The organism is Salinicola halimionae, assembly GCF_003206065.1.
Taxonomy (GTDB): domain Bacteria; phylum Pseudomonadota; class Gammaproteobacteria; order Pseudomonadales; family Halomonadaceae; genus Salinicola; species Salinicola halimionae.
In genome coordinates this window covers 65281-78615 of record NZ_PZJQ01000005.1, presented here as the reverse complement: position 1 = coordinate 78615, position 13335 = coordinate 65281, and the positions used below count along the sequence as shown (strand labels likewise).

At 61.7% G+C, this 13335-nt stretch carries 3 protein-coding genes; all 3 read left to right on the top strand.

Features of this window, described 5'->3' with window-relative positions; all coding sequences use genetic code 11:
* Window positions 1-36 precede the first annotated feature (36 nt).
* The 3 genes from DOM27_RS13190 to DOM27_RS13180 are packed head-to-tail and all read left to right on the top strand — an operon-like array spanning window position 37 to window position 13335.
* The gene (locus tag DOM27_RS13190) at window positions 37-10809 is read left to right on the top strand and encodes a VCBS domain-containing protein (RefSeq protein WP_110656526.1); all 10773 of its coding nucleotides are present in this window, start codon (window positions 37-39) and stop codon (window positions 10807-10809) included.
* On the top strand, window positions 10806-12434 hold the full coding sequence (locus tag DOM27_RS13185; RefSeq protein ID WP_110656525.1) for a TolC family protein: 1629 nt from the start codon (window positions 10806-10808) through the stop codon (window positions 12432-12434). The genes DOM27_RS13190 and DOM27_RS13185 overlap by 4 nt, the downstream gene beginning before the upstream one ends.
* A gap of 37 nt (window positions 12435-12471) precedes the next feature.
* A complete protein-coding gene (locus DOM27_RS13180) occupies window positions 12472-13335 on the top strand; it encodes an efflux RND transporter periplasmic adaptor subunit (RefSeq protein ID WP_223162348.1) in 864 nt (287 codons plus the stop codon).

Sequence of the window (13335 nt, the reverse complement as noted above, 5' to 3'; positions counted from 1 at the left end):
GTAGGGCAAAAAATAATACTTGCCGCTGGAGAGTTCATGAAGGGAACACTACCTCGGTCACGCCTGTTGGCACTCGAACCCCGCCTGCTGTTCGATGGTGCCGCTGCCGTTGCAGTCGACATGGCAGATACCGATCACGCAGCGACGAAGGACGGTGACACGCATCACGCCGTTACGGATTCGGGGGCAAGAGAGGGCGCAGAGGCTCAATCCACCCACGAACAGAGCAAGAGCCATCTGATCGTCATCGATGCCCGCCTCGACCCCGAGCAGCGCCAGGCCATCGTCGATAGCGCCAGGACATCCACAGAACTGTTGGTGGTCAAGGCCGAGCAGGATGGGGTCGATGCCATCACCTCCGCACTTGCCGGCATGGACCATGTGCAGAGCATCGAAATTTTCAGCCACGGGGCTGCCGGACAGTTCCAGTTAGGCAGTACGCGTGTCGCCAGCGACACCCTGGACTCTCTCGAAGGCCGTTTAGGTCAATGGCGCGACGCCTTGACCGCTGATGCCGATCTCCTGCTATACGGTTGCCGCATCGGTGCAGACAACACTGGGGCGACCTTGGTCGATTCACTGGCTAAAGTGACCGAAGCCGATGTGGGCGCTTCCGACGATGACACCGGCGCGCTACGCTTGAATGGCGACTGGCAACTCGAGACGACCATTGGCGATCTCGACCAGCCATCCGGGCTGGATCTTTTCCGGCTCACCAGCATGGATAGCCTGCTGGCCGATGCCGATCCCCGCGTCAGCCTGCCCTCTTCCGGTGACAGCGTGCCATTGGGGGAAGACTTCAACTTCACCGTCAACTTCGAAACCGCGTCCAGTCAGGAGGGTTACGCGCCCTTCATCAACTTGCTCGTCCCCACCACGGGCAAGGATGGCGCCGGCGCCGAAGTCGATGACGGCATCACCATCAACTCGGCCAGCTATCTCGGCGGCAGTCTCGATCTCCAAAGCGTCACGTTCGATGCCAATGGCGAAGCCCAACACCCGTTCGCCAAGGATGCCAATGGCGACGCATTGGTGATTCAGGCTGCGGACTATGGCTATCAAGCCGGCGACACGCTGGTGGTCATCTCGCTGCCTTTCGCCAGTGTGACGCAGGACCAGCCCGCCATCGTCGTTAGCGTCAACGCCACGCTCAGCGACCTGGCCGATACGGCAGCGGTCAATGGATCACCGAATCTCGATATCACCGCCGTGGGCGGTTTCGAGCTGGGCAATGACGCGCTCGATAACCCCGGCAATGATCCCAGCCTGATTGGCACGGAATCTGTGGTCTTCACCGTGTCCCCCACCGTCATCGCCGTCGAGCAGGCGCTGGATATGGATGAGAACGAGACGGCCAGCGGCGAAAATTACACCCATAGCCTGACCACCACGGTAAGACCGGCGGGGGCCGGTGTGGACACACAGTCCTTGACCGACGTGACCATCACCCAACCGATCCCGACCAACGTGCAGGTGACGGCGATCGATCCGGGTACGGGTACATTGAGTTCCATCACGCTAGCCAGCGGGCGGGTGGTCAACGGACAGGCCGCGATCAATACGCTGATCGCCCGGGATGACGTGTTCCTCACGGAGTACACGGTCACCTACGACACCCTGCAGACGGAGACTTCCAGCCGAGTCGATTTCTACGTGCCGGAGAGCGACGCCAACGGCAACCCGGTGTTGAACCCGACCACCGGCGACGATGTGACGATCACCTTCGGTGCGCCGACGGGCACGGGCGCCTGGACACCGAAGGATCCGCGCGATCAGGATCCCGATAACAACAATCAGATCGCCTTCGATGGCGTCGGCGAGTCGGTTTCCTTCACCGCTAAATCCATCACCCTGGAAAAGAGCGCCACGATCGCGATCGATACCGGCAGCAGCGGTATCAGCCCCGGCGATACGCTGGCGTATCGACTCGACGTGGCGCTCTCGGATTACTTTGCCTTCGGTAACGACACTCAGGATACAGGCCAATTCAGCGTCACCGACACGTTGGGCAATGGTCAGGTTCTGGATACGACTGACGCTCCGCCCTCGATGACGGTGACCTTCGTCGGCGCGGATAGTGTCGATGTCGATCTGATTTATACCCAAACGACCAACGATGACGGCACCACGACACTGGTGTTCGATATCGCCGCTTCGATGCAGCAAGCCTTTCCTGATCAGAATGGATTGGTGGGTGGCTTGGTAGGAGATGCGGCCTTCGATAACACCATCGATGGCACTGCCACCTCGGCGGTCATTAGCTACAGTGCGCTGATCAGTCAGAGCTACGTCACTGACGAAGACCATCCCGAGATCAATGAGGGCGACAGCCTTGGCAACGATGCATTAGTCGATGGCTCGGTTCTGATCGACGCCAACAACCTCAGCGGCGAAAACCAGTCGGACAATTCATCTACCAATTTCGATATTCCCACCAGCACGGTCGATATCAGCATCGATGGTGGCGACACCGAACTCGCGCCGGGCGAAGACGTCACCTTTACCCTGCGCTATGAACTGGTGACCGGTGATCACGAAAATCTGCAGTTCATTGCTTATCTGCCGCTGCCACTGCTCGATGTCTCGGACATTGACTGGTCAGAAGGTGACGGCCCGGGGAGTTGGGAGATAGCCGCCGACAATACCCATCCCGGTGCTATCGAAAGCGTCGAAAGCGGCCCGGGCAACGCCGTCATCTTCACCTTCGAGGATTACGCCACCGAAGCGCTCGGCGGCAGCACGATTGCCGTCAGCTTTACCATGACGGTGAGTGACCAGCCGTTCGCCGACAATCGCTCGCTGGACATCCTGGCACAGTCGAAACAGACCACGACGCTAGACAAGAACGAGCTGGTCTCCGAAGACGTGGCCAAGGTGCAGTCGGTCGCCGAGCCGGTGGTCTCGATCACCCATGGCGTCGTCAGTACGACCCACGGCACGCTCACAGGAGCCAGCGGTAGCTGGAACGCCCCGCTCACTTCGGGAGTGCCGTTCAATGATCCGATTACCGATCCCTCGGTCGTCGACGGCAACGTCAGTGACATTGACGCGGGCGACAGTCTGCGATTAGCCACCGTGTTGGAGAATACCGGTGGTGGCGGCGCCTTCGACGTCTCGACGTCGATCACCCTGCCTCCGGATCTGACGTTCACGAACGGCAGCCTGGATCTCGCCAACCTGACGCTGACCCTCGGCGACGGCTCCACCGTGCTGACAGAAGGCACCGATTACGAAGTCGACGGCAACACCATCAACCTGCTGGATGCCGGCGGCCTTGCCACGTTGCAGGCCGGCCGCGCGGGCACCGCCAATGACGACAGTGGCACTAACCTGGTCGTCATCGCCTACGACGTGCAAGTGATGGGCGCCGTGGCCGCCAGCCGCACACTGGGGACCACGGCGACGCTGAACCGATATGCCAGCGTCGATAACGGCAGCGACTTTACCCCCATCGACCTGACCGACGATGCCACTCAACAGGTTGCCGCACCGGCGATTCGGATCGACTTCGCCGACGGCAGCCTGAGCGAAGACGACTCCAGCGAGGCGCACACCAACGATGCGAATCTGGTCGTCGGCGAGACCATGACCTACGACATCGTCGTCACCCTGCCGGAAGGCACCACGCAAAGCCTTAGCGTCGATGATCTGATCCCCGCCGGCATGATACTGGACGGCAGCTTCAATGGCGGCGACGGGTATGAGCTCATCACCACGGCCGCGGGCAGTGACGCCATCGATAACGACTTCGCAGGAACGTTGACGGCCGGGGATTTCGATGCTGCCGATGGCCGCCTCGTCATCGACGCCAGCAGCGTCGATGACGATAACGCAACGAACAACAACAGCTTCGTGGTCCGTTTGCGCCTGATCGCCGCCAACACGCTCGGCAATCAAGGTGAAACCACGCCCGGCAGTCAATCCGGCACCACGCACGATAACAGCGCCCGCCTGACGTACTCCGATATCGACGGCGACACCGTCAATGGCGATGCTGGTAATAACGACAGCGCGGTGGATCGCGATATCGCCTTGAGCGGCGACGAAGCCTCCACCACGTTGGTAGAGCCCACCGTCGATGTGGAACAGACCCTGACCGTACCGTCTGTGGCCGACCTCGGCGTCGGCGTGGATGAAGGTGATACCGTCACCTTCAACGTCACCTTGAGCAACACTTCCGATATCGACGCCTTTGGCCTCACGTTGAACACGCAGTTACCAGACCAGCTAAACGGTATCGACATCGCTGAAATTACCGGCGCGGCTGCTGGTGATTTCGAGATCGTCGACGGCGTGCTGAAATCCGTCGATGGCGCCGACATCGATCTGGCAAACGGCGAGAGCATCGTCGTCACGTTGACGGGCAACGTGGCCGCTACCGCGGCCGATGTCACTAGCCTGACCAGCACCGCCGAGGTCCAGTGGACCAGCCTGGACAATGACTCGGAGAGCCCGGCCAACGCTGCCGGCGAACGCACCGGCGTGGACGGCAGCTTGAATAGCGGCGTGCTGAACGATTACCAGCGCAGCGATACGCTGACCATCCCTGTCGCTCAGGCGTTGCGGGTGTCGCGGATTGGAGGCCTGGACGACACCGCGGCGGCCGACCCGACCAGCGGGCCGAGTGAGGACGTCGCAGTCGGCGAGATCATTCGCTATCGCGTGGTGGCGCTCATCCCCGAAGGCTCTATCGACAATTATCAGCTGACGATTCAAGTCGAAGAGGGCCTGACGATTCCGCCAGAAACCGCCAACCAGATTCTGATGGCCTTTATCGCCAATCAGGACGGATTGAGCAGCGATCTGGATACCGGTGCGAATAGCATCAACGGCAACGATCAGTCTGTGGAGGCCGGCGACATTCCCGCTGACCTCGGCAACGGCCCCGCAGGAACATTGGACCCAGGCCGTTACTCGATATCGTCTGACGGCCGGACTCTGACCATCGAGCTAGGTCAGTTGATCAACGCCGACAATGACGCCGACAAGGAAGGCATCTCGCTGGAGTTCAACGTCCGCGTGGCTAACGTCGCCAGCAATGTCGCCGGCCAGACGCTTGGCATGACCGTTACCGAAAGCCGCGATGGCACCGAAACGCCCAGCACAACGATCACAGAGCAGATTGTCGAGCCAGGCTTCAACGGCCTCGACAAGACCGTGACCGCTTTCGATCCTAATGCGGGGGAAGCCACAGGCAACGCCACGGTTGATCTGAACTTCACTCAGAATGGCAGCGCGCCGGCTTACGATGTCATGCTCAGCGATAGCTTTCCCGCTGGTACCAATTATAGCGTCACCAACGTGACCATCGATGGTCAGGACTACGAGCCTGACTCGTTGCCGGACGGCGTCAGCCTGGTCAATGATCCGAACGGTGTTTCGATTGGCTTCGACCAGCTCGATCCTGGCACCTCGATCGAAGTGACCTATAGCGTCGAGGTACCCAACGACAGCGTGATCAGCCCGACCGATGCACAGGCCACGCTGACCTGGTCCAGCCTGCCGGAAGATTTTCAAAGCTTCAGCGGAACCGACGTGGGCGACACCGACGGGGCCGAAGATGGTGAACGCAATGGCGATGATGGCATCGGCGGAAGTCCCAATGACTACATTCTGACCAGCGGTGCCGGCCTGGGCGTGATTTCAGGGACCTTGTGGAACGATACCCAAAACGCCAACGGCGTGCAGGACGATGACGAAGCCGGATTCACGGGTCGCACGGTCACCCTGACCTGGGCCGGCAGTGACGGTATATTCGGTAACACTGACGACGCGGAATTCATCGATACCACCGACACGCTTGGCCAATACCAGTTCGGTGTCCTCCCCACCGGCCTTTATCGCATCACTAGCGCCGAGAACTTCACCGACACCGATCCGAACACCTCGGCCGGTGACGTGCGCGCCAGAGTCGATAGCGACGGCGGCAATTACGGCGATGGCAGCCTCACCTCTGTCGAGATCAACCTTGCTGACGGCGGCACCGACGACGCTGATATCGGCTATGTCGAACTCAACGACGCCCCGGTCAACGATCTGCCGACTGACGCGCCCAGCGGCGACGAAGATACGTCCATCGCTATCGACGGGCTCTCGATCAGCGATCCGGATGCGCGGGATTCCTCGGATCAGGCCGGAGCCAATGATCTCGAAGTGGTGTTGAGCGTCACCCAAGGCACGCTGGCCATCGCCAATGCCGGCGGGTCGCAGATCGCGGGCAACAACAGCAACACCGTCACGCTCAGCGGCACCGTCGACGAGATCAATACGACACTCGCCAGCCTCAGCTATCTCGGCAACGCCAACGTCAACGGCACCGACACGTTGACCATCACCACCCATGATCATGGGAACTTCGGCGACAACCCCGATAGCAGCGAGGGGAACGGGATTCCCGGCGAATCGTCGGACGACGATCTCATCGATATCGACACGCTCACCATCACCATCAATGCGGTCAACGATGCGCCCGTGGCCAATGACGATACCGCCATTGCCGTTGAAGCCGGCGGCACTGGCAACAATATCCCTGGCGTCGATCCCAACGGATTCGTGCTGAACAACGACACCGACATCGATATCGCTACCAACGGCGACACGCTGCGCGTCAGTCAGGCGGGTATCGACGCCGGCAGTCTCGAGCTCGTCGACGCCAACCCGGCAATACCGCTCGACATCAGCGGCAGTTACGGCACGCTGGTGATCGGCAGCGACGGCTTTGCGCAATACCTCGTCGATAACGACAATGCCAACGTTCAGGCGCTGAGAACGGCATCCGATACGCTGCAGGAGACCTTCGCCTACGAAATCACCGATGCGGGTGGCCTGACATCGACCGCCTCCATCACGGTCACGATCAATGGCGCCAACGATACGCCGGTCGGCGTCGACGATAGCGGTACCGCCACGGAGGCCGGCGGCGTCGACAATGGCAGCGGCGGCCAGGATGCCACCGGCGATGTGCTCGACAACGACACCGACGTGGATCGAGCAGGCGAAACCCGTGAGGTCAGCGGTATTCGCCTGGGCGATGACAACACCTCGGGCGCCTTCGAGGCCGTGGATGACGACACCGACAGTACAAGCGGTAGCGTGATCGAGGGTCAGTACGGCAAGCTGACGATCGGTGCCGACGGCAGCTATCGCTATCAAATCGACGACGACAATACCGATGTGCAGCGCCTGGGCGCGGGGGACTCACTGTCGGAGGCCTTCAGCTATCGGGTCACGGATGCCGCGGGACTGAACGGTGTCGCCAACCTCGTCATCACCGTGGAGGGCAACCAGGATGCGCCCGTGGCGACCGACAACGACACCACGGCTCAGGCGCCGTCGACGAATGGCGCCACACCGGGTGGGGCCGGCACCGGCAACGTGATCACCGACGATGACGGTGATGGCGTCGACAGCGATGTCGACGCGATTGATCGCCCCAATACCACGCTGAGCGTGAACGGCATCCGACCGGGTAGCGAGTCAGCCGGTAGCAGTCTGACTGACGTCAACCCGGGGTCTACCGCCGACAGCGATGGAACCGCCATTGCCGGCCTTTACGGCACGTTGACCCTGGGGGCCGACGGCAGCTATCGCTACGAGGTCGACGGCAATAATCTTGACGTTCAGCGCCTGCCGGCCGGAGAGACCCTTGGCGAAACCTTCACCTATCGCATCGTCGATAGTGACGGCAACGTCGATCTGGCTCAGCTCGATGTCACCGTGACGGGGGCCAACGACCCGCCGTCGACGGTCGACGATACCGCCACTGCCATCGAGGCCGGCGGACTCGACAATGCCAACCCAGGACGCGATGGCGGCGGCAACGTGCTCGACAACGATAGTGATGTCGATGGCCAGGACTTGACGGTCAATGGCTTTTCCCAAGGCTCTGATACCTCAAGCAATGCCAGTCCTGGTGACACCTTGAACGGTGCCTATGGCACGCTGACGCTCGACGCAAACGGTGAATTCAGCTACATCATCGATAACGACGATCCCGCTGTACAGGCGCTGCGAACGTCATCCGATACGCTGACGGAGATCTTTACCTACACCGCTGTCGATACTCTCGGCAGCGAGAGCAGCGCCACCCTGACGATCACCATCGAAGGCCGCAACGACAATCCGATAGCCACCAACGATAGCGCCACAGCAGCGGAAGCCGGCGGGACCGACAACGGCGCCGCGGGCCAGAATGGCAGCGGCAACGTGCTGGACAACGATAGCGACGTCGACGTTGGTGACACCCTGCAGGTCGTCGGCATTCGCACGGGATCGACAGACGACGGCGGACGCTTTGTCACGGTCGGCGACACTAGTGGTGACACTCAAGTCGTCCAGGGCGAATACGGGTCGCTGACCCTCAATGCGGACGGCAGCTTCACCTATCGAGTCGACAACGACCTGGCCGCTGTGCAGGCCCTGGTACCCGGTGACTCGCTGAACGAAGTCTTCACTTATCAGATGGCCGACACGGTCGGCGCTCACGATACCGCCCAGCTGACACTGACGGTCGAAGGTGCCTGGGATGCCCCCACCGCCGCTGACGATCTCGCGCTGGCCGTGGCGGATACACCGTCGAACCCCACGCCCGGCCGCGACCCTTCCGGCAATCTGCTCGACAACGACAGTGACGTGGATAACGGCGATACGCTGGTGGTGGACGGCGTACGCGCCGGCGAGGAAGCAGAAGGAGCGGTCGCTTCCAACATGCAGGCGGGCGGCGTGGACATCGTCGGTACCTACGGCACGCTGACAGTGCAGGCTGATGGCAGCTATACCTATGTGGTCGATGATGCCGCGATCACCGCCCTGGGTCCGATCAACTTCGTGGTCGATAACTTCACCTACACCGCTCAGGACCAGGGCAATCTGACCGATGCAGCTGAGCTGACGGTCTATATTCGCGGCCGTAACGACGCCCCCGTCGCCAATACCGACGCCGGTACGGCCATCGAAGCCGGCGGCAGCGACAACGCCACCACCGGCCGCCCTGCGTCAGGCAACGTGCTGGATAATGATAGCGATCCGGACGACATCGCCTTCCCCGGTGCGCTCGGCCCCAATCTCGAAGTCATCGCCATCCGAACCGGTGGTACTCAGGACACCGGCTCGGATGGCTCGCTCGATAACGCTCTCGAAGGGCAATACGGCAGCCTGGTGATGAGCGAGGACGGCAGTTATCGCTACGACATCAACGACGACGATCCCGCGGTGCAGGCGCTGCGACAGAGCGGGCAAACCCTGACCGACGTATTCACCTACACCATCGACGACCGCTGGGGCGCGACGGCCAGTGCCGAACTGACCATCACCCTGGACGGGCGCAACGATAACCCGATCGCCAGCGATGACGCGGCCACGGCCGTCGAAGCGGGCGGTGTCGACAACAGCACCACCGGCGTCGACCCGACGGGTAACGTGCTGACCAATGACACGGATGTGGACGGTCCGGCGTACGGCGAAACGAAGACAGTCATCAGCGTCGCCCTGGCTAACACGTCGACGAACGCCCAGGCCGGAGAGACGCTTCAGGGTCGCTACGGCACGCTGACGCTCAACGCCGATGGCAGTTACCAATATTTCGTCGACAACGACAACCCCGACGTTCAGGCGCTGCGCACGGCGGGAGAAACACTCACCGAGCGCTTCGATTACGTCATGCGAGACCGCGCAGGGGAAACCGACAGCGCCCGCCTGACGGTCGTCATCCAGGGCGCCAACGATACGCCCATGGCCGCCGACGACAGCAATCTGGCCACGGACCAAACGCCCTCTCCGCAAGCCATCGGCAACGTGCTGCCCAACGATAGCGATGTCGACGCCAACGATAGTCTCCGCGTCATCGACATGCGCCCGGCGGGAGGCGGTGCCGCGCGCCCGGCCGGCGAAGTCTTGCAGGGGCAGTACGGCACGCTGATGTTGAACGCCGATGGCCGCTACGAATACGCCATCGACCTCTCGAACCCGGACGTGCTGAGAGCGGCGGGTCGCGGCCAAATACTGAACGATGTGTTCGTTTATCGAGTCGCCGATACGACGGGTGCGACCACGTCGGCCAACCTCAGTATCACGCTGGATATTGCGGCGCCCTACATTCCTGTCAGGGGGGATAGCGTCGGGCCTCATGCCGATGGGCTGATTCCGCCGCCAGGCATTGGTGGTGAGCTCCCGGATATCGATCCGGTCGTCTTCGTGACGCCGGAAGTCGAGCAGAACAATATCGAGATATCCAACTATCTGCGGGTGTCCAACGGTACGCAGCCCGGGCTGGTGAGCCCGCTCGAGATTCGTACGCTCTCGCTGCGGGACCGACTGGCAGATGTGCCGGGGCAATTCGTCGGCGCCAGCATCGAGCTCAGTCGCAGCTACGCCGAGCAGGATCAGCTACTACTGCTGGGCCGCCACGGCCGCACCGATCTCACCGCCGATGGGCTGTTGCCGGACCCGTCGCTATATGCACCCACCCGACTCGGATTGTCAGAGGGTCAATTCAGCGACGGTGCGTCCAGCAGCGATGACGAGCCGCCGAGTAACGAACTCACCCCGGATCAATCTACCAGTCAGACCGGCGATCAATCGCGGTCGGCGAACGGCAATGACAGTGCCTGGTCATCACCGCCATTCGACTCGACCGGCGTCGACGATAGCCGCGCGCAGGCCAATGAAGGCCATTCGACGCGACATTCCAGTCAGACATCCCATCTAGCGGTGGCACAGAGCTTCCGCCAGCAGCTCCTGGCCTCTCACCAGCGCCAGGTGCCTCTCCTGATGGAGTCCGATTTCGGATCACAGTATAAGGACAAAGCATGATTCGCTCGCCCCTGACGACCCTCGGCGCAGCCATCGCCGCCACCATGGCGTTGAGTGCCTGCTCGAGCCTGGAACCCCAACCCTACAGCGAAGCGCAAGTTCGCCAACGAGCCATCGCCGATCAGGAGCAGATGTATCGCAATCAGGAGCCGATCAACCAGCCGATCACCTTCTACGAAGCTGCCGCTCGCGCGCTGAAATACAACCTCGACTACCGGCTCAAACTGATGGAGAGCGCGCTGGCCTCGAACCTGCAGGATGTCTCCCGTCACGAGCTATTGCCACAATTGGTGGCCGACGCGGGTTACAGCGATCGCAGCAATGATTCCGGCGGCACCTCCATCGGTATCGAGGACGGCGAGGAGAGCCTGCGTGCCTCGACCTCGGAAGAGCGTTACCGCACCACCGCCGGTCTCGGCCTGAGCTGGAGCCTGCTGGATTTTGGCCTGGCCTACTACGAAAACCAGCAGAAAGCCGATCAGATTCTGATGGCGGAAGAGCGCCGCCGCAAAGTGGCGCAGAACGTGCTGCGCGACGTGCGTAACGCCTACTGGCGCGCGCTATCGGCACAGCGATTGATCCCGCAGTTGAATACGTTGCTGGCACGGACCGAAGTGGCGCTGGATGCGGCGCGCCAGGCCCAAAATCAGGGCCTGCTGCCACGCCAGGAAGTGCTGGCATACCAGCGCGCCCTGCTCGACTCCACCACGCTGCTCACCGCGCGCCGCCAGGACCTGGAGCTGGCACAAACCGAGTTGGCGGCACTCATGTCGTTGCCGCCGGGCACCCAGTTGAAGCTGGCAGACGAGCCGGAGCCCGACCTGCCACCGGAGGCGGTCGACGTCGAATATCTGGAAACCCTGGCATTACAGCATCGTCCGGAGATCATGGAAGAGTGGTATCGCAAACGCGTCAACGAACTCGATCTCGAGGCGGCCAAGGCGCGACTGTGGCCCAACATCACCCTGAGCGCAGGTGTCGAATACGACTCCAACGACTATCTGTACAACAACAACTGGGCCCAGAGCGGCGTCAACGTCTCGCTCAATCTGCTGCGTCTGCTGCAATATCCCGACCTCGACAATGCCCAGAAGACGCAGGCGGAAGTCGACGATCTGCGCCGCACGGCGTTGTCGATGGCCGTGCTGACCCAGGTTCGAGTCGGCGCGCTGCGCTATCACCTGGCCCAGGAAGAGCTCGACTACGCCGATCAGAGCCTGGACGTCGATCAGGATTTGCTGGCCTACGCCAAGGCGGCAGCGTCCAGCGCGATCGGCTCCGAACTCGAAGTCATCCGTGCCGAGAGCCGTTATCTGCTGTCCGAATATCAGCGCGAAGCCGCCTACTCGCGTGCCCAGGCGGCGTGGGGACGATTATTCAATTCCATTGGCCTCGACGTACTGCCGGAAACCGTAGAGCAGTACGACATTCACACGCTGGCCAGCGAAATCGAGCGGATGATGACCATGCACCAGAACGAAGCCGCGCTCACGCTGCCAGCCCCGGTCCGAACGCCGTCGGAGATGAACCGTGCATCCCAAGCCGGGGAGCCATTTCCAGCGCCCTCATCCTCCCGCCAATCTGACCGCGAAGCGCCGCTACCGGAGAGAGACAATGCGGCCTGATCGTAGAGTGGCGTCTCGCCTGCTGTGGACCAGCTTGATGACAGCACTTCTGTTGATCGACGTTGACGCGCAGGCTCAGCAAGGCGCGCTGGCTTCACCATCGGTTGAAATGCCCTTGGATGAGCAGTCGAGCGAAGCGCATGCGCAGAAGCCACTCTCCGACTATCGTCTGCGGGCGCTTCTCACCCCACAGGTCGAGGCCACGCTCTCGAGCCGGATGGAAGGCACACTGGAAACGCTGCCCGTCTCGTTGGGCCAATCCGTCGCCAAGGGTGACGTACTGGCCAGTTTCGATTGCCGAATCGAGCAGGCCAGAGTCGACGTTGCCAACACCGAGCTCTCCGTGGCGAAGCTGAACGCCCAAGCCAAGCGCAATCTGCGCAAGCTCGACGCCGTCGGCGACCTGGAGGTCGCACTATCAGCGGCTGAGGTGGACAAGGCCAACAGCTCGCTGAGTCTCGCCGCCGCCCAGAGTGACCGCTGCACGCTGGTAGCGCCATTTTCGGGCCGCATCGCCAAACTACACGTCAAACCGTTTCAGACCGTGGGGGGCGGCACATCGCTGATCGATCTGGTCGGCGATGGTGCATTGAAGGTAAGGCTGACCGCCCCCTCCGAGCTGCTGCCAAGGCTGACGACCGGTCAGGCGCTATCGGTACGCGTCAATGAAACCGGGAAGACGTATAGCGCGACGCTGAGCGCGATCAGCGCTCGCATCGATGCGGTGGCGCAAACGGTAGAGCTCGAAGCTAAATTGGATGCGTCCCATGCCGATCTTATGGCCGGCATGACCGGGACGGCGTCGATGAGTGCTTCAGTCGGCTCTTCGACGAGTCCATCCGTCAGCTCATCCACCGGCTCTTCCATAAGCCCTGAAACCGTCGCCAAGCCGTCAGAGTAG

Excerpts from the sequence above, each read along its gene's own strand:
- DOM27_RS13190 (WP_110656526.1), top strand. The coding sequence starts at position 37 with ATGAAGGGAACACTACCTCGGTCACGCCTGTTGGCACTCGAACCCCGC.
- DOM27_RS13185 (WP_110656525.1), top strand. The coding sequence starts at position 10,806 with ATGATTCGCTCGCCCCTGACGACCCTCGGCGCAGCCATCGCCGCCACC.
- DOM27_RS13180 (WP_223162348.1), top strand. The coding sequence starts at position 12,472 with ATGACAGCACTTCTGTTGATCGACGTTGACGCGCAGGCTCAGCAAGGC.